At 60.9% G+C, this 18338-nt stretch carries 18 protein-coding genes, 1 tRNA gene and 1 pseudogene; 14 read left to right on the top strand and 6 right to left on the bottom strand.

Annotation, left to right across the window (positions count from 1 at the left end):
* Positions 1-396: pseudogene (gene proA / locus ACR65T_RS07530) on the bottom strand (glutamate-5-semialdehyde dehydrogenase); the annotation flags it as partial.
* Between the two features lie 109 nt (positions 397-505).
* Between proA and ACR65T_RS07535 the strand changes: the two are divergent.
* Positions 506-581: transfer RNA gene (locus tag ACR65T_RS07535), tRNA-Glu, on the top strand.
* Positions 582-990: 409 nt separating this feature from the next.
* On the opposite strand, the gene ACR65T_RS07540 is transcribed toward ACR65T_RS07535, so the two are convergent.
* Positions 991-1269, bottom strand: a complete 279-nt coding sequence (locus ACR65T_RS07540; RefSeq protein ID WP_434495898.1) for a hypothetical protein — start codon at positions 1267-1269, stop codon at positions 991-993.
* Positions 1270-1415: 146 nt separating this feature from the next.
* On the opposite strand from ACR65T_RS07540, the gene ACR65T_RS07545 reads away from it, so the two are divergent.
* On the top strand, positions 1416-1955 hold the full coding sequence (locus ACR65T_RS07545) for a hypothetical protein (RefSeq protein ID WP_434495899.1): 540 nt from the start codon (positions 1416-1418) through the stop codon (positions 1953-1955).
* A 64-nt stretch (positions 1956-2019) separates the two neighbouring features.
* Here ACR65T_RS07545 and ACR65T_RS07550 read toward each other — a convergent pair whose 3' ends face one another.
* Positions 2020-2472 carry a hypothetical protein gene (locus tag ACR65T_RS07550; RefSeq protein ID WP_434495900.1) on the bottom strand — a complete coding sequence of 151 codons (453 nt, stop codon included), beginning with the start codon at positions 2470-2472 and terminating at the stop codon, positions 2020-2022.
* 398 nt (positions 2473-2870) lie between these two features.
* Between ACR65T_RS07550 and ACR65T_RS07555 the strand changes: the two genes are divergently transcribed.
* The 12 genes from ACR65T_RS07555 (at position 2871) to mmoC (ending at position 14595) form a co-directional block, all read left to right on the top strand.
* The gene (locus ACR65T_RS07555) at positions 2871-3446 is read left to right on the top strand and encodes an SCO family protein (RefSeq protein ID WP_434495901.1); all 576 of its coding nucleotides are present in this window, start codon (positions 2871-2873) and stop codon (positions 3444-3446) included.
* A 118-nt stretch (positions 3447-3564) separates the two neighbouring features.
* Positions 3565-3966: a DUF2946 family protein gene (locus tag ACR65T_RS07560; protein ID WP_434495902.1), complete on the top strand. Its 402-nt coding sequence runs from the start codon at positions 3565-3567 to the stop codon at positions 3964-3966.
* Positions 3967-4072: 106 nt separating this feature from the next.
* On the top strand, positions 4073-4651 hold the full coding sequence (locus ACR65T_RS07565; RefSeq protein WP_434495903.1) for a DUF1097 domain-containing protein: 579 nt from the start codon (positions 4073-4075) through the stop codon (positions 4649-4651).
* Between the two features lie 114 nt (positions 4652-4765).
* Entirely contained in the window at positions 4766-6835 is a 2070-nt protein-coding gene (locus tag ACR65T_RS07570) for a sigma-54-dependent Fis family transcriptional regulator (protein ID WP_434495904.1), read from the top strand.
* The gene (locus ACR65T_RS07575) at positions 6832-7164 is read left to right on the top strand and encodes a hypothetical protein (protein WP_434495905.1); all 333 of its coding nucleotides are present in this window, start codon (positions 6832-6834) and stop codon (positions 7162-7164) included. Before ACR65T_RS07570 ends, ACR65T_RS07575 begins: the two co-directional genes overlap by 4 nt.
* A gap of 36 nt (positions 7165-7200) precedes the next feature.
* On the top strand, positions 7201-8883 hold the full coding sequence (locus ACR65T_RS07580; protein WP_434495906.1) for an Hsp60 family chaperonin: 1683 nt from the start codon (positions 7201-7203) through the stop codon (positions 8881-8883).
* A 395-nt stretch (positions 8884-9278) separates the two neighbouring features.
* Positions 9279-10862 carry an aromatic/alkene monooxygenase hydroxylase subunit alpha gene (gene mmoX / locus ACR65T_RS07585; protein WP_434495907.1) on the top strand — a complete coding sequence of 528 codons (1584 nt, stop codon included), beginning with the start codon at positions 9279-9281 and terminating at the stop codon, positions 10860-10862.
* A gap of 90 nt (positions 10863-10952) precedes the next feature.
* Positions 10953-12140 carry an aromatic/alkene monooxygenase hydroxylase subunit beta gene (mmoY, locus tag ACR65T_RS07590; protein ID WP_434495908.1) on the top strand — a complete coding sequence of 396 codons (1188 nt, stop codon included), beginning with the start codon at positions 10953-10955 and terminating at the stop codon, positions 12138-12140.
* A 12-nt stretch (positions 12141-12152) separates the two neighbouring features.
* Entirely contained in the window at positions 12153-12569 is a 417-nt protein-coding gene (gene mmoB, locus ACR65T_RS07595; protein ID WP_123175025.1) for a methane monooxygenase regulator MmoB, read from the top strand.
* Positions 12570-12598: 29 nt separating this feature from the next.
* A complete protein-coding gene (mmoZ, locus tag ACR65T_RS07600) occupies positions 12599-13114 on the top strand; it encodes an aromatic/alkene monooxygenase hydroxylase subunit gamma (RefSeq protein ID WP_434495909.1) in 516 nt (171 codons plus the stop codon).
* 79 nt (positions 13115-13193) lie between these two features.
* Positions 13194-13559, top strand: coding sequence for a soluble methane monooxygenase-binding protein MmoD (gene mmoD, locus ACR65T_RS07605; protein ID WP_434495910.1), 366 nt, complete (start codon positions 13194-13196; stop codon positions 13557-13559).
* Between the two features lies 1 nt (position 13560).
* Positions 13561-14595: an aromatic/alkene monooxygenase hydroxylase FAD-binding subunit MmoC gene (gene mmoC / locus ACR65T_RS07610; RefSeq protein ID WP_434495911.1), complete on the top strand. Its 1035-nt coding sequence runs from the start codon at positions 13561-13563 to the stop codon at positions 14593-14595.
* A 71-nt stretch (positions 14596-14666) separates the two neighbouring features.
* Here mmoC and ACR65T_RS07615 read toward each other — a convergent pair whose 3' ends face one another.
* The 3 genes from ACR65T_RS07615 to ACR65T_RS07625 all read right to left on the bottom strand — a co-directional run bounded on the left by ACR65T_RS07615 (position 14667) and on the right by ACR65T_RS07625 (position 18311).
* The gene (locus ACR65T_RS07615; protein ID WP_434495912.1) at positions 14667-16415 is read right to left on the bottom strand and encodes a flotillin family protein; all 1749 of its coding nucleotides are present in this window, start codon (positions 16413-16415) and stop codon (positions 14667-14669) included.
* 71 nt (positions 16416-16486) lie between these two features.
* Entirely contained in the window at positions 16487-17113 is a 627-nt protein-coding gene (locus ACR65T_RS07620; RefSeq protein WP_434495913.1) for a YqiJ family protein, read from the bottom strand.
* A gap of 13 nt (positions 17114-17126) precedes the next feature.
* Positions 17127-18311, bottom strand: coding sequence for a toxic anion resistance protein (locus ACR65T_RS07625; RefSeq protein WP_434495914.1), 1185 nt, complete (start codon positions 18309-18311; stop codon positions 17127-17129).
* Positions 18312-18338: the final 27 nt, after the last annotated feature.

Below are 18338 nucleotides of genomic sequence, written 5' to 3' on the forward strand. Positions count from 1 at the left end.
GATGACGCCGAGCGGCGTCGAGACGCGCTCGATAATCAGGCCATTCGGCCGCTCGAATCGCCCCAGCAGCCGGCCGACAGGATCGGGCAAATCCCCGAGCTCCTCCACGCCACGGGCGATGGCCTCGACGCGGCCAGGGTCGAGGGTCAGCCGGTCGATGAAGGAGCCCGCCGTTCCGCGGCCCTTGGCGTCGGAGACGTCGAGCGCATTGGCGGCCAGAATGGCGCCGCTCTGCCGGCGGATTTCGCTTGCCGCGACGCGCAGCGCCTTGTCCTTGACCTCGGCGGGGGCCAGCGCCACGGCCCGCGCGGCCTTGCGGGCGGCGCGCCCGAGCGCGGCAAGCGCGGCCTCGAGGCTTTGCGCCCCGAGCATTTCTTTTGTGAGCGGCTGCGTCATTATCTCCGTCCCGAACCAGGCCCGATGGCTATCACGACCGACGACAGCGCGAAAGTCTCGGCAAGGCCCTTGCGAACAGGACCGGCGCAGTCTATAGGAGCGGCTCCGCGCTCCCTTCGTCTAGCGGTCTAGGACGTCGCCCTCTCACGGCGAAAACAGGGGTTCGAGTCCCCTAGGGAGCGCCATTTCTGCTCGCATTTTATTGATTTCTTTCCGCCGATCGCATCCAGTTGGCCGTTTGCGCTCCGAGCGTGAGCTTCGTTCCTAAAATGCCCACGACCCTGGCCCGATCCGACCAAAGCGATCGAGGACAGTCCGCAGTGGCGCCAGCCATGTTTTGATCCTCGTCCGACGCCTTGTCCATCGCGCCAGAGACGTCGCCTGATGCGTTTTTCGCCACAGTTCCGAAGACTTGGCAATAATCGAGACACTTCGCTGCAAAACGGCGAAGGCGCCGGTCTGCTAGAAGAACCACGCACGGGGAGTTACGGACGCCGCCGCCGCCCCTGGTTAAGGCGTCTGTTGCGGGGATGAGGCGAGACCTGGCGGGGTCGCCTCATCTTCTCCGGCGTTCAGGACTTCGGAGTTACGCGACTACCAGGCGCAGTGGCCCCGACGATAGCCGTAGTAACGGGGATAGGCGGCTCCATAGCCATAATAGCCGGGATAGGCGGAGCCCCAATAGCTGTAGCCAGAGGGGTAGCCCCAGCGGCCATAGCCCCAGCCTGAACTCGCGTCATAATTCCATGGGCGAGGCCATCCGCCTCCCCATCCCCAAGTGCTCCACGCCGAGGCGGGAGTAGACGCCGCTACTGCGCCAATGAGCATAGTTGCGGCGAGCGCTGTGGTGAGCAGCTTGCGCGAGTTTTTCATAGCCGGTTCTCCAAGTCCTCGTTCGAGGCCTCTCGCCACGCGTAACTCACGATCAAATTGGTTGTTCCGTCGTTCTCCGCGCAGCCTCGAGCGCGGACGGGCATTGGTCGCGCCGAAATTCACGGGGTCCGTGATCGCGCCTAACCATGAACGACGATGCGGCGACGGCCGCGCCGCCACCTTTTCGCCACAGCCGCTCGAACTTGCGCAACGCTCGAGACACAACGGCGCAAAAAGTCGACGGCTTCGGTCTGATAGAAATTGCCTTGCTGAGAACTCGCAGCGGACGCCCGGCTCCCCATTGTCGCGCGTCAGTTGCCAACTTGAGGCGGGCCTTTCGGGGCCCGCCGCTTTTCTCTTGCGACGATCCGGTTTCGACGCCGCTGCGATCCAGCGCTGAGGAGCTGAGAATGCTTGAAATGTTAGATTTCGTTTTCGGCGAGGTTCAGCCCGACACCAGCTGCTATCACAATCGACGAGCCTACTATTTCTGGGAAGCGCGATATCGAACCCAGTTGGTCCGCGTTTATGTCAGTCGCGCAGCATTACGAAATAGGTTCGGTCTTGCGCCGGGCGAGCATTTTGGTGGGGTGCTTATGAGATCGCGGCAAAGCATCGAGGACGCCGCAAACAGAAAATGGCTGCCCGGAGACTGCAACGTATTTCTCGAAGAGAGCGACTTTTGATGAGTCGATGTCCATCCGCGCGTGCGAGTTCTGCGTCAATCCACGCACACGCATCGCCTGATGCTCATCCCACCGGCGGATAATAAGCCGTCCGGAAGAGAACGCGCGTTGCGTCCCAAGACTCCCGCATAACGGTTTCCGCTGGCAGCTCCCGCAGTTCGCCCTCGGAAAAATTCGCTGGCAGTCCGACGGCGACGGCGATCCGCGAATTGATCGCGTTGCGTATAAGAGGCAGCGGGTTTGGCGAAAAACCCCGCCAGCCGACCCGCGCTTTCTCGACATACTCCGGTCCGCCCCAAGGCGGATCGATATTCAGCGCATCGAATGAGAGCTTGCGATAGGCCTCCATGACGTCGGCGTGAACGAATTCTATCCGCTGCGACACGCCATAGATCTCAGCATTACGTTTCGCCATGGACAGCCTGTCGCGAACCAACTGCTCGGCCTCTTCACAGCCGATCTCTTTCTTGGCGCGCGTCGTGTCGTCGATGCTGAGTTGGTTAAGGCGTCGCCGCACGGGCGCTCCGGGATCTCGGTATGGCGCCGCGGGCATGACTCTGACAGTCAAAACCAAATTGTGTCGAACCGATCGCGCAGAGCACGTGTAAAGCTATCGAACATTCAATGTATAAGTTTCAGTCAGTCGCGATGTTTGCCCACGAATGACGGACACATCGCCGCATATGCGAACAGCGTTTACGAAGATATAGCGTTCGAACGTCGAGGCATATCGAGTGGCATCTTCGTCGCAAGACGCCAATGCTGCTTGACGCTGTCTTCGATCAATCAACGATCATTCGAGGCGCACAGAGCGACGATGCAGGCTTGCGTCCTTGTCGCGCGCGGGTTTGCCGAAGCTGGGGTTCGAAAATGCGGACAACCTTTATGAAAATGCTCCACAGTAGAGTTATCAGATTGGCGCTGGCCGCTCTGGTTTTCCAGGCGCTCGTTGCGACGATTTTTGTCAATGCGACGTTCGATCGCGGGATCGCTTCGCCCAATGCGCCGTTGCGCCCGAACTTTCGTTTGCAGTCTTCGGAGGGCTCTATCATTGACAGCCATTTGCTGCGCGGGCGCCCCTATCTGCTCTTTTTTGGTTTCGCCAACTGCCCTGCGATCTGTCCGACAACGCTCATGGAAACGCAGGCGCTTTTGCGTGAAGCGGGCGCGGCGACTCACACATTTCCCATTTACTTCGTGTCGGTCGATCCCGCGAGAGACACGCCAGAGGCGTTGAGGGATTTCGTCAGAGGCTTTGGTGACAATGTCCTGGGCCTTACGGGCTCTGACGAAGATATTGCGGCCGCCGCCAAGTCGGTGCGAGTCTATTTTTCCAAAAGCAAGAATGCGTCGGTCGACAGCCTCGATCACAGCGCTCTTGTCTATCTTGTGAGCAGCGGCGGTGAGGTGGTCAGCACGTTTTCTGTTGATGAACCGAAGGCGAGCGCACTGTATAAAATTCGAACACTTTCCGTGTTTGGAAGATTATAGACAGGCAGCATCTGCTCGTGCGTCATATTGACGCCGCGCCTATTTAAGTCACGTGAATGTTTGACGCATTGTTGGAAGCGTTTTAGCGTTCCTGTTACTCAGAAGTGGCGAGCGAACTGTGATCCAAGCGGGGGACCAGAACACGGCGGCACTGCGCGGCGCCCTACATTGGGCGGCGGCATTTGTTCTGTTCTTCAATGCTGTCGCGTTCGGGTTTGCCAGCGGCGCGATGGCGGATCTCGGCGGGAGCGGCGTCCTGAGCGTCGTGTGCGGCTCCAGCGTCGATCTGGCGCAGGACGACGCCGGGTCGAAAGCGCCCAGCAAAGCGCATTGCGTCGCTTGTGCGATCCTTCACGCCAGCTCCGCAGTTGAAAATGCCTTGGCGGAGATTCCCGCGAAGACGGCGCCGGACGAAGCGCCGCCAGTCTTGCTTGTTTCTATTTTCAATCCCGACGCAATTCAGGCCGCGCCTGAATTGCGTCCTCTATGTTCGCGCGCGCCTCCTTCGCGCACTGTCTGACGCCGAAAAGCATGTCCGGGCGGCTGGCGAGAAGCCATCGTCCGTCGGATATGGGTTTCTTTCAGACGTGGCCACGCTTTCCGTGCGCCTTCAGGAGGACTGCTCAATGAGCGCTGCATCTAATCGCGCAATAACCAACGATGCCCTATACAACGATGCCCTTCGCGCCGTCGTCGTCGGCGTCGCCGCAGGAGCGCTGGCGTTTCTGGCGCTGGGCCCCACCTCTCCCTTCGGTCTGCAGGTCTGGGCGCTTCTGACCGGATGGGCTTCCTTTCTCCTGCTTGGAGGCGGGCTCGACGGCCTTCGTAAATCGGCGATCCATTCGCTCTTCGGCGCCTCTCTCGCACTCGGCGCGCTGGTCTTTGCAACGCATCAACCCGAAGCGCTCGGCGTCGACTTCGCCGTCTGGGCCGCGCTCGGCGTCGCTGTGACAGTGGCGCTGGTTACGCTCGCGGCGCGTTTGCCGTTGCTCGGCAGCGTTCCCGCGTCACTGCTAGGCTACGTCAGCGTGCTTGTCGCGACTTTGCCGGATTACCGTGTCGAGAGGATTTTGTCTCCGAGCGTCGGCAATCCGGTGTTTGGCGCCGTCGCGTCGCTGATCATCGGCGCCTTGTTCGCGTATGCAGCGGAAGAGATTGCGCAGCGGCTTCGTTCGCGCGTCAGCGAGTCGATCGCCAAGGCATAGCGGCGATCGCGTCGAATATCGGCACGGGGCCCCCGACATCGGGGGCGCCGCGCGCCAAGTTTCGCGCCGAGGACGGCCGTGATCGCTCACAACCTACAATCGCGAAAGACTGTCATGGGTCATATGATGCGTGGGAGCGCCGTTGCGGCATTCGCCCGCGACGGCGAAAAGCCCCCTCCGGAAGTTTTCGAACTCGAGAGACCGAGCGCCGCGTGGGACTGGATGCGCCAGACCGGTCAGGCTCCTCAGGGGGCGGACTGGGTACGACCACAGGTGCTCGAAGCTTGGGCGCGCTGCATCGACGAATATGATCTGCCGCCGGGCTCAGATTTTGGGCCACGAATGGCGATGCATGCGCAGGTTGGCCGCATTGAGCACGCCAAGCAGAGTTTATGCGACGCTTTCGCCGCGGGCCTGCCGCTCATGGTCTACAATCTGCGTCCATTCCTCGACGAAGGGAATGTGACGATCCTTCTAGCCGACGCTCAAGGTTATGTCGTGCACCTCCTCGATGCTGGTCTGCGCATCATGTCCGCTGGCCAAAATCTCGCCCGCATCGGCGTTGGTTGGCACGAGGCCAGCATCGGCAACAGTGGCCTGGGAACCGCGTGCCTTCTCGATGAGCCGACGGCATTTGAGGGCAAGGAGCATTTCTCGCGCGCGCTTCACCCATTCGCGACCGCAGGGTGTCCAATCCTTGGGTCCGACGGCCGCGCCTGCGCGACGATCGGCCTGGTGACCGACAGACGGGATACCGCGAAACTGATGCTCGGTTTTTTGCGGATCACGTGTCAGCTCCTTGAGGCGCGGCTTTTCGAACGCTTCGCGACCGAGGGCTATCTCCTACGTCTGCGCCATCGCAACGGCGCCGACACTCTCGCGGAACAGTCGACACTCATCGACGGCAAGCTTCTCGTTTCGGCCGAAGGCGTTATCGAAGGCGCAAATCGTTCGACCATCGACCTCCTTGGCGTGGATAGCGTCGCCTCTGTTATTGGCAAGCCGTTCCGCGATGTCCTTGGCGTCGATTTGTTCGACATTGTCGGCGAGAGCGAAGCCGCAGGCGTCCGCCATTTGACCGTCAGCAAAACCCAGCGGCACATCCGTCTCGAAGCGCTTCGTCTGGACGCCGTCGCTGAGGGGCGTCATGCGCGCGTGAAGCTCAAAGCGGCGCAGCGCGAAGAGCCGTGGCGAGATCATGTGTCGGAGGCTGCGCTGCAGAAGGCTTCCGCGGTGCTGCAACGGGATATCTCACTTCTGATCACCGGTGAATCGGGGGTCGGCAAGGATCATCTGATCCGGCGGCTGCATGCGAGCGGGCCACGAAAGGATCGGCCGCTCGTCGCGATCAATTGTGCGGCCATACCGCGGGAACTCATTGAAAGCGAACTCTTCGGCTATGAGGGCGGCAGCTTTACCGGCGCTCGAGCCAAGGGAAAGAAAGGAAAATTTGTCGAGGCCGACGGCGGCGTGCTGTTTCTCGACGAGATCGGCGACATGGCGCTCGATCTGCAGGCGACTCTGTTGCGTGTTCTCGATTCTTCAGAGGTGGTTCCAATTGGCTCTCACCGGCCAATCAAAGTCGACGTGCGCGTCGTTGCGGCGACCAACTGCCAGCTGCGGGAAATGGTCAAGGACGGAAAATTTCGCCGCGACCTTTATTACCGGCTCAACGGAGTGCAAATCTGGCTGCCGCCGCTGCGCGAGCGCCCCGACCGCCTCCAGCTTCTCGATCATCTGCTTGCATGCGAACAGGAAGGGCAAAGCGACCGTAAGCGTTTATGCGACGAGGTGCGCGCCTTGTTTTTTCGTCATCCATGGCCCGGCAATATTCGTGAGGCGCGTAACGTCATACGGTCTTCGCTGGCGGTTGCGCGTGACGGCGTGATCCGTTTTGAGGATCTGCCGCATGATTTTGTCGAGGAGGACGAGACGGAGGCTTCCGATAAATTCGCTGATATGCGCGCGTCTGTCGCGCCAGCCAACTGGCCGACAGCTGTCCGTAAAACGGCTCTTTCCGACTGGGAGGAGCAGGCTGTGCGCGCGGCGCTGACCGAGTGCGAAGGCAATATCGCCAAGGCGGCGCGTCGCCTCGGGATCACGCGCGCAACGCTCTATCACAAAATGGATCGCTACGGCATGCGCAGCGTGCGCCGCATCGCCGCCCCCGAGGTAAGCAGATGAATTCCGACGATCGTGAATTCATTGAGGAGGCGGCAAAGCGTCTCGACGCCGCGCTCGAACAACTCGAGGCCGAGGAGATACGCCTCCTCGGGATCGTTGGAGAAGAGCGCGCGAACGAGCTTCGCGCCTTCTGGCTCAGCGAGTTTGACGAAGTCGACATGGAGGAAATCCGACGCGGGTTGGATTTCGACGACCGCTCGCTGCTGTGGGTTTGGAATCGCCTGCATCGGAATCGCGATCGTCGCGCGCGCGCAGGCAGAAGCGCCATGATCATGAATGCCGGACGCGACGATCTCGACGCAACGCCGCCGAAAAAGAAAATTGAATAGCTGAAAAACAACAGAACAAGGCAAGGCAGGAAACCCATGGCTAAGGACATTCAATTCGGCGATGGAGTCCGCCGGGACATTCTCGTCGGCGTCCGTACCCTCGCCGACTCGGTCGGCGTCACGCTTGGACCACGTGGACGAAACGTCATTATCGAGCACCGCGCTCATGGACTGCCGCCGGTCGCGACCAAGGACGGGGTCACCGTCGCACAAGCCATCGAACTGCCGGGAAGACGCGAAAGTATCGGCGTGTCGATGGTTCGCTCCATGGCGACGACGGTCTCGCGAGAGGCTGGTGACGGCACGACGACCGCGGTCGTTTTGGCGCGCCGCATCGCCGAGGACACCCGTAAGGCTCTGGCGTCGGGAATGAACCCTCGCGAATTGACCATCGGGATCGAGCGCGCGATGAAGGCTGTCGATGAGGAACTCATTCGTCAGGCAAGGCCCTGTACGGAGCGGAACAGTCTTTCGCATGTCGCGACCATCGCGTCGGGGGGCGAGGAAGATATTGGCGAGATCGTCGCCGACGCGCTTGAGCAGGCCGGCGCGGGCGGCGTGATCTCCGCCGAACTCGGCGAAGGCGTCTGCGACGAAATCGAATGCGTCGACGGCATGCGCTGGGAGCAGGGCTATCGGTCGCCCTATTTCATGACAGACAGCAAGCGCCAGCTGGCGGAATTGCAAGACGCCTATGTGCTGATCTACGACCGGGTGATCAACGATTTTTCCGAGCTCATCCCGACGCTGGAAATCGTGCGCGAAACTGGCGGCAGTCTCCTCGTCGTCGCAGAAAATTTCGAGGAATCGGCGCTCCCCGGTCTGCTGCTCAACCACGTTCGCAAAAACCTGCTTTCGATTGCGGTCAAGGGGCCAGGCTTCGGCGACAGTCGCTACGACTATCTGCTCGATCTTGCGGCGTTGACCGGCGCGCGGCCGATCATGGAGTCCTTTGGCGAAGATCTCAGCAGCGTGACGCGGACGCATCTCGGCAGAGCGCGTCGTGTCGTCGCGAGCGAGGACGCGACGATCGTCATCGGCGCGGGCGGCGATCCGGAAGCAATCGCGGACCGTCTGGCGCGCGCGCGGCGAGAACTCGACTGGATCGTTAATGGAGATCGGTCCAAAGGCTCGCCTTCGGGAAAGCGCCGCGAGGTCGAAAAGCTCGAAGAGCGCATCAGCGCGCTCACCGGCAAGATGATGACGATTAAGGTTGGCGGATATTCGGACGTGCTCATCAAGGAGCGCCTTCAGCGCGTCGACAATGCGCTCAATTCGGCGCGTAGGGCGCGCGAGCAGGGCGTCGTCGCAGGAGGCGGCGTCGCGCTCTACCGGGCGCGGCGCGCGCTCGAACATTTGACGGGCGAGGGACTCGATCAAAACCATGGCATTGCGATCGTTCGCGATGCGCTTGACGAACCGTTGCGCCGGATCGCCGCCAATGCGGGGCTAGACGCCAACGAACTTCTGTTCGAACTGCGCCGCGGCGATAGCGATTTCTTCGGCTTCGACGTGCGCAGAGGGCAATGGGGCGATATGTACGAGATGGGCGTCATCGATCCTGTTGGGGTTACGCGTCTTGCCTTGCGTAATGCGGTCGGGACGGCGACATCGCTAATGATGGTGGAATGCGCGGTCACGATTCTTCCGCCAGACGATCCGACATTCGGCTTTAGCGGCGCAGCGGCGGCGGCGACGCGAGAGGATCCGCGTTGCTGACGACCAATCGCCTAACGGAAACATCAAGGCGGCGTATCGTGGATGCGCCGCCTTTGCATTTGGTCCTCGTCGTGAAGGCTGCGTCGTCCGATACGTATGGATATTGAACGCCTGTATAAATGTTTTACTTGCGCATGCATTTCGAGATCGCGGGCGTCGTCGCAAGAAGCCTTTCAAAACCAATGTGTTCCAGTAATTGAATCCGTTGGCATACGCTTTGCGATTATGTAAGTAACGTCGTTCCTTGAAATCATCATCTTGGCGCGGCGTAGGGTCGTTCGGTCTTTTGCGGCCTCGCAAGACTCCGGCGCCGAAGGGGCTCAGTCATCGCATTCGTCTCACACGGACGGGATGTTGGGCCCGAAAACATTCGAAGAAATCTTTGAGGAGGAAGCATGGCTATCAGTCTCGCGACAAAAGCGGCGACCGACGCGCTAAAAGTTAATCGCGCGCCGGTGGGAGTGGAGCCGCAGGAGGTCCACAAGTGGCTGCAAAGCTTCAATTGGGACTTCAAGAACAACCGCACCAAATACGCCACCAAGTATCACATGGCGAACCAGACCAAGGAGCAGTTCAAGGTCATCGCCAAGGAATACGCGCGTATGGAAGCGGCGAAGGACGAACGCCAGTTCGGCACGCTGCTCGACGGTCTGACGCGTCTTGGCGCGGGCAACCGTGTGCATCCACGCTGGGGCGAGACCATGAAGGTCATCTCCAACTTCCTCGAGGTCGGCGAATACAATGCGATCGCCGCTTCGGCGATGTTGTGGGATTCCGCCACGGCGGCCGAGCAGAAGAACGGCTATCTCGCGCAGGTGCTCGACGAAATTCGTCATACGCATCAGTGCGCCTTCATCAACCACTATTATTCGAAGCATTATCATGATCCGGCTGGCCACAATGACGCGCGTCGCACCCGCGCCATCGGGCCACTCTGGAAGGGCATGAAGCGCGTCTTCGCGGACGGCTTTATTTCCGGCGACGCGGTCGAATGCTCGGTCAACCTGCAGCTTGTCGGCGAGGCCTGCTTCACCAACCCGCTGATCGTCGCGGTTACGGAATGGGCGTCGGCGAATGGCGACGAGATCACGCCGACCGTGTTCCTCTCGGTCGAGACGGACGAGCTTCGTCACATGGCGAACGGCTATCAGACGGTGGTCTCGATCGCCAATGATCCGGCGGCGGCGAAATATCTGAACACCGACCTGAACAACGCCTTCTGGACGCAGCAGAAATACTTCACGCCAGCGCTTGGCTATCTCTTCGAGTATGGCTCGAAGTTCAAGGTCGAGCCGTGGGTGAAGACCTGGAACCGCTGGGTCTACGAGGATTGGGGTGGAATCTGGATTGGTCGTCTTGGCAAGTATGGCGTGGAGAGCCCGCGCTCGCTGCGCGACGCCAAGGTCGACGCCTATTGGGCGCACCACGATCTTGCGCTTGCGGCTTACGCGCTGTGGCCGCTCGGCTTCTCGCGTCTGTCGCTGCCGGACGAAGAGGATCAGGCGTGGTTCGAAGCCAACTATCCCGGTTGGGCCGATCACTACGGCAAGATCTACAACGAGTGGAAGAAGCTCGGCTACGAAGATCCCAAGAGCGGGTTCATTCCGTACGCCTGGCTGGTCCAGAACGGCCACGAGGTCTACATCGACCGCGTTTCGCAGGTGCCGTTCATTCCATCACTCGCCAAGGGCTCAGGCTCGCTGCGCGTTCACGAGTTCAATGGCCAGAAGCACTCGCTCACGGATGAGTGGGGCGAGCGCATGTGGCTCACCGAGCCGGAGCGCTATGAGTGCCACTCGATCTTCGAGCAGTACGAAGGTCGCGAACTCTCGGAAGTGATCGCTGAAGGTCATGGCGTCCGCTCGGACGGCAAGACGCTGATCTCCCAGCCGCATGTGCGTGGCGACAATCTGTGGACGCTCGAGGACATCAAGCGCGCCGGCTGCGTCTTCCACGACCCGCTCGCGAAGTTCAACTGATCTCTCCAAGTGTAACTCCCAAATTGTACGCCGGACGCACCCGCGCCCGGCGAACCAATCACGAATCACTAAAATCCGAGGAAATATGAGATGTCTCAACCGCAAAGCTCGGCCGTCACCAAGCGCGGCCTGATTGATCCCGAACGCGCCGCGATCATTCTCAAGGCGATCCCTGACCATCCGCTCGATACGCAGCGCAAATATCACTACTTCATTCAGCCCCGCTGGAAGCGCCTGTGTGAATACGAGCAGCTCTCCGTCTATGCGCAGCCCAATCCGGACTGGATTGCCGGCGGCCTCGACTGGGGCGACTGGACGCAGAAGTTCCACGGCGGCCGTCCGTCCTGGGGCAATGAAAGCACGGAGCTCCGCACCACCGACTGGTATCGCCATCGCGATCCGGCGCGCCGCTGGCATGCGCCCTATGTGAAGGACAAGTCGGAAGAAGCGCGCTATACGCAGCGCTTTCTCCAGGCCTATTCCGCCGAAGGCTCGATCCGCACGGTCGATCCCTACTGGCGCGATGAGATCCTCAACAAATATTACGGCGCGCTGCTCTACAATGAATACGGGTTGTTCAACTCGCATTCGTCGGTTGGCCGGGATTGTCTTTCGGACACCATTCGTCAGTCGGCGACCTTTGCCGGTCTCGACAAGGTCGACAATGCGCAGATGATCCAGATGGAGCGTCTGTTCATCGCCAAGCTCGTTCCTGGCTTCGACGCATCGACCGACATACCGAAGAAAATCTGGACGACCGATCCGATCTATGCCGGCGCCCGCGCGGCGGTCGAAGAGATCTGGCAGGGCATTCAGGACTGGAATGAGATCCTGTGGGCCGGCCATTGCGTCTATGACGCGCTGTTCGGTCAATTCGTCCGTCGCGAATTCTTCCAGCGGCTCGCGACGGTTTATGGCGACACGCTCACGCCGTTCTTCACGGCGCAGTCGCAGACCTACTTCCAGATCACACGCGGCGCGATGGAGGATCTCTTCGTCTATTGCCTCGCCAATGATCCGGAATTCGGCGCGCATAATCGCACCTTCCTTCACGCCTGGACCGATCGTTATCTCGACAAGTCGGTCGTGGCGCTCAGGGATTTCGTCGGTCTCTACGCCAAGGTCGAGAACGTCGCCGGCGCGACGGATCGGGCTGGCGTGTCGGAAGCGCTGCATCGCGTCTTCGGCGACTGGAACGCCGATTACGCCGACAAGATTGGCTACAAGGTCAATATCGACCAGAGGGTCGACGCCGTGCTCGCCGGCCTCAAGAAGTAAGGAAACGTCGAAATGACAACCTCCCATAACGCTTACAATGCCGGCATTATGCAGAAATCCGGCAAGGCCTTCGCCGACGAATTTTTCGCCGAAGAAAATCAGGTCGTGCATGAGTCCAACGCCGTGGTGCTCGTTCTCATGAAGAGCGATGAAATTGACGCGATCGTCGAGGACATCATCCTCAAGGACGGCAAGGCCAAGAATCCGACGATCGTCGTCGAGGACAAGGCCGGCTTCTGGTGGATCAAGGCCGACGGCGCGATCGAGATCGACGCGGCTGAAGCCTCGGATCTGCTCGGTAAGACCTTCTCGGTCTATGACCTTCTCGTGAATGTGTCGTCGACCGTGGGGCGGGCCTATACGCTCGGCTCCAAATTCACCATCACCTCTGAACTCATGGGCCTCGATCGCGCCCTCACCGACATCTGATCGTCGGCTGAACGATAAGGAATGCACCAATGGGGAAGAAAGAACCCATCCATGACAACGCCACGCGCGCGACTTGGGAAGACAAGATCTCCAAGCTGACGAGCGTCGATGCGGCGACGAAGTTCATTCAGGATTTCCGTCTCGCCTATTCGTCGCCCTGGCGCAAGAGCTACGCCCTCGACACCGACTATCAGTACATCGAACGCAAAATCGAGGAAAAGCTCTCGCAACTCAAAGTCGGCCACCTGCCCGTCAGCGCGCTGATGACGAAAACATCGGCCGGCGAGGACGCCGCCGCCGTCGAGGCGACCTGGATCGGCAAGATGAAGGCGGCGAAGAACAAATATGACGCCGAGCGCGTCCATGTCGAATTCCGGCAGCTCTACAAGCCGCCGGTGATGCCGGTGAATGTCTTCCTGCGCACTGACGCGGCGCTCGGCACCCTGCTCATGGAAATGCGCAACACCGACTATTATGCGACGCCGCTGGAAGGCTTGCGCAAGGAGCGCGGCGTGAAAGTCCTGCATCTGCAGAAGGCGTCCTGATCGCATCGTCGATCGATGGATTTTGAGGGCTCGGGCGGAAGCGCCCGGGCTCCTATCCATGACTGCACTGGAGGCGCGAATGTTTAGCTTGGATTTTGAAGCTCGCGGCGAGGGTCGCGATCCGGCTGCGGACCCGAACGCGATGCTGCTTCATGCATCGACGCTCTATGCCGCGTATGGCCGAGATCTCGAATATATGTGGCACTGGGAAATCCTGCGCGACGGCGAGTTCGTGCAGGAAGGATGTTCATTGTCGGAGCGCTCCGCGCGCGAAGCCGTCGCGCTCGTCGTCCGATTTTTCGAGCGTCAGGATTGCGCGAGCGCATCCGGCGTGAACGTAGACGGAATCCGGAACTTGCTCAGAGACGCTGGTCTCGGCGCGCCCGAAGTCGTGCGCGGCGCCGAATCCGTGCAACGAGGCAAAGATCATCCTCAGGGCGACTGAAATGTACCAGATCACGATCGAAACCGAGGAAGGGGAAACCTGTTCCTTCGAATGCGGGCCCAACGAAAACGTCATTTCCGCCGGCCTCCGCCAAAGCGTCATCCTCATGTCCTCGTGCCGGGCGGGCGGCTGCGCGACATGCAAGGGCGAATGTACGGATGGCGACTACGAACTCTTCGACGTCAGCGTTCAAGCCCTGCCGCCCGACGAAGAGGAAGACGGCATGGTGCTGCTTTGCCGCACCTTTCCGCGAAGCGACCTGCACATTATGGTTCCCTATACCTATGACCGCATTTCCTTCGAGGCGATCCAGACCAACTGGGTTGGCGAGATCAAGACCTGCGGCAAGGTGTCGTCGAATGTCATTCGACTGGTCGTGCAGGTCCTGACGTCCGACGGCGCGTCGCCGATTTCGCTCAACTTTATGCCGGGTCAGTTCGTCGACATTGAAATTCCCGGCACGCACACGCGGCGCTCCTATTCGATGGCGTCGCTTTCCGGCGACGGCGCACTCGAATTCTTCATCCGCATTTTGCCTGAGGGCGCCTTTTCGAAGTTCCTGACGAATGACGCCAAAGTGGGCATGAAGTTGAACCTGCGCGGACCGACGGGCGCGTTCAATTTGCGCGATAGCGGCGCGCGACCCCGCTATTTCGTCGGCGGCGGCACCGGATTGTCGCCTGTATTGTCGATGGTCCGGCACATGAAGAGCAGCGGCGATCAGACGCCGGCGAAGCTTTTCTTCGGCGTAACGCGTCGCGATGAGCTCTTCTATGTCGACGAACTCAAGACGCTTCAGAGCGCGATGCCCAATCTGGAATTGCGAGTCGCCGTGGTTGAAGGCGGCGATGGCAATGGCGTTGCGGGCGGGACGGTGATTGATCTGCTTCGAGCCGAACTGGCGAAAGATGACGCGCGGCCGGACATCTATCTGTGCGGACCGCCCGCCATGATCGACGCCGCCTTCGCCGCGGCCGAGACGGCCGGCGTGCCGAAGCAACAGGTCTATCAGGAGAAGTTCCTCGCTTCGGGTTAGACGCGCCTCTGTGGACAAGGGGTTATCGGGTTCATCCTGCGTTTGCGACGGCGATATGGATGCTCAACCTCTTAATTCGCCTCCGCCGCGGGCTCGGTATGCAGCTTGGCGGCGGCCACGCCCTCCACTAGAGACTCGAGCGACGCGCCGGAGAGGCCCAACTCCTTCATCAGGCCGTCGATCACCGGGGCCTGCGCGCGATAGGCCAGCGCTGCGGTAACTGCGTCATGGGCAAGATTGCCCGAGCCGTTGCTGACGCCGCCGTTGCCAATTTGCGACGGTCCGCGCGGCGTGATGCCGTCGACCTGCACGATCTTGATCGAGTCGATCGCTTCCAAGGGCCGGACGGACTCGCGCACGATCTCGGGCAGAACCTTCAGCAGTGCGAGCTTCATCTGCAGGGACACCTGATCGGACGAGAGCAGGTTGGCCGCCTCATTGACGGCCCGTTGGCCCGCCGCCTCGACTTCGAAGCGGACCCGGGCGGCGTCCGCCCGCAACTTCTCGGCCTCCGCCTCGCCTTCCGCCACGAGCTTCGCCGCGGCGGCGCGATTGGCGGCGGCGTCCTTCTCCGCCTCGGCCTCCACTTTGATCGAGATCGCCGCACGTTCGGCTTCCTTCGCGGCTTCGATCAGTTCGATTCGCTTGGCGCGTTCGGCGACTTCGGTCTGGCGGCTCGTGACGACCTGCTCCTCCGCCGCCACCGCCTTGGCGCGCGCGGCGTCGGCCTCGGCTTTGGCCTGGCTTTCCTCGCGGCTCTTGTTTTGAACCGCGATCTGCTGTTCCTGACGCGCGAGTTCGACCGCCTGCTGCTGCGCGATCTTGGCTTCCTGGATTGTGCGATCCGCCTCGATCTGCTTGGAGTCGACCTGCTGCTTGGCGAGAATGCGCGCTTCGTCCGCCTCGCGGTTGCGCTGCGCCTGCTCGCGCGCGATCTCGGCCGCCTGCTCGGCCCGGCGAACTTCGATCTCTCTTGTCTGCTCCAGCAACGCAAACTCCGTTTCGCGTTTGATCTGCAGCGACAGCCGCTCGGCCTCGAGATTCTTCGTCTCGATCTGGACACGCGTGTCCTGTTCGATATCGTTTCGCGTCTTCCTGCGCATTTCGATCTGCTCGGTGAGCTTGGTGAGGCCTTCCGCGTCGAATGCGTTATTGGCGTTGAAATGTTCGATCGAGGTCTGGTCTAGTCCGGTCAGCGAGACCGATTCAAGTTCGAGGCCGTTCATCGCAAGGTCTGACGACGAAACCTGCTGCACCTTCTGTACGAAGTCGGCGCGCTGTTCGTGCAACTGGTTCATCGTCATGCCGGCCGCCACGGAGCGCAGAGCGTCCACGAACTTGCCTTCGACGAGATCCTTGAGCGCCTCGGGTTGCATGGTGCGCGCGCCGAGCGTTTGCGCCGCCATCGCGATCGCCGCCGAGTCAGGTCGCACGCGCACATAGAACTCCGCCTTCACGTCGATGCGAAGGCGGTCGAGCGTGATCAATGCGTCGCCGTTCTTGCGCTCGACGGCGAGGCGCACGGTGTTCATGTTCACCGGCATGGTTTCATGCAGCACGGGCAGAACCAGCGCGCCGCCATTCATCACGACTTTCTCGCCGCCGAACCCGGTCCGGACAAATCCAATCTGCTTCGAAGCCCGCTTGTACAAGCGGGTGATGATCAGCCCGAATGTCAGCAGCAGGAAGAGAAGGATGACGGCGTAAACGCCGATCTGGATCAGATGAGCATCCATCTTATCACTTTGAATATGCAAGGCGGGCAGTTCGGCCAGGGTGATGGCCTCTTGCGTTGTTTTGATGACGTTGAAGGGAATCATGTTCGCCGCTCCAAATACAGGGAATCCAATACGGCCTGACGTTCGCTGATTCCGCCAGGTTTTGCCCCAACTCAGTCGAGCTGAGGCAAGTATGTGTCGCCGCGCGTGATCGCGCGGAAGATTTCGCCTTCCTGTCGGACAAGAAGGACACGTTCGCCCTCGCCGAAGGTCTGCCCGTCATTGTCCGGCTCGACCATGACATGATGCGTCTGGCCAAAATGATCGACGACGCGCGCGCGCGCTGGATTGCCCTTCGCGGCTCTGCCGATGACAATCTGCGCTTCTCGTCCGACCAGCGCGACCAGGTCGATCGCGGTGGTTTCGTCGCGCGGCATAATGGCGGCGAGCGGACGCGCCAGCGCTCCCGTGACCGGGACTGCGGCCAGCGCCGCGATGGGGCCGGCAAGCCATGCCGACAGCGTGTGTCCGGTCAACGCGGCGAGCGCCTGCTGGCCGGCCAGGCCGATCAGTCCGAAGGCTGTCAGCAGCAGCATCGCCCACATCAGAAATGGCAAGCGCCGTAGCCCCATCAGGGAAAGAAGCCCCGCATCGATCGTCAGGCTCCCCGGCGTATCGATCTCGGCGTCGCCACCAATCACGTCGCCGAGACCAACGACCTGCACGAGCCCCAGCAACACCATCAGCGCGATGGCGACGCTAAACGGCAGATTCTCTGGCAGAAGGAAGGGCTCGATCATTTCTCGCTGCGCCTCACTCAAGCGCGTCGAGCAATCCGCCGGCGCGCCCGCCTGCCGACTGCGCTTCCGTCTGGCCGTGGGCGCGGGCGATATAGGCCTTCGACTTGCCGACTTCGTTTTCCAAAGCCGCAACCGTCTGCTTCATGTTCTCAAGCGCCTGGGCTTTGAAGGAATCGATGCTGTCCATCGTGTCGTAGATATTCTGGAAGGCGCGGCGGAGCGTTTCGAGGGGGATCGTGGCGCTGGACGCCTGCTCATGGATTCGCGAAGTATTATCGCGCAGCATCTGACCCGTGCTGTCGATGATATTCGCGGTCGTGGCGTTGAGCGCGCCAATCTGATCGAGCACCAGCTTCTCGTTGGTCAGCGCCTGCGCGACCGTTACGGCGGTGCGCAGCGCGCCAACCGTCGTGGTGGACGCGCGGTCTACGCCCTTGATGAGCTCGATGTTGTTTTTCTTCACGAGATCAAGGGCGAGATAGCCCTGCACGCTGACCGCCATTTGAGTCAGCAAATCCTGAGTCCTCTGACGCAGATAGAACAAGGCGCTTTCGCGCAACGCTTTCGCCTTGGTCGGATCAGTCGCTTCGATTTCCGCCGCACGGGACTCGAGTTCGAGGTCAAGCGCCTTCGACATAAAGATCATCTGCTCGAGCCGACCGAGCGCGACCCACAAATTCTGCCGCTCCACATCAATCGCGGTGTTGTCCTTCAGCAATTCGTCCTTGCCGCTCTTCAGGCGGGCAAGGATCGTCGCGATGTGGCTTTGCGCGCTCCTGTAAGCGTCGAAATAGCCGCGGAGCCGGTTGCCGAACGGGATGACGCCAAACAGCTTGCGCGGGGCGAAAAGGTCGCCCTGCCGGAGCGGATCGAGATCCTCGACGGTGCGGCGCAGCTCGGCGATGTCGGCGCCGAGGCTCGACGTCTCATCCATCGCCCGGACCGGCCGATTCAGGAAACGGTTTGAGTGGTTCGCAGCTTCGGAAATTTCGCGACGGCCCAGATTGGCGACCTGGTCGACGCGCCGGCCGAATTCGGGCGAATGACACTCCTGCGCGACGAGGTCGTCCACGAACTCGACGACACGCCCCTTCAGTTTCGACTTTTGCTCTTCGTCGACCGGGACCAGGCCAATCGCCTTCTCGGGCGGCACGACTGGCGCAGGTTCAGGCGGCGCCAGTTTAAATCCATCGCTCACAGCGAGAGTCGTCCATTCCAATATGGC

The sequence above is a fragment of the Methylocystis sp. genome, assembly GCF_051061285.1.
GTDB lineage: Bacteria > Pseudomonadota > Alphaproteobacteria > Rhizobiales > Beijerinckiaceae > Methylocystis.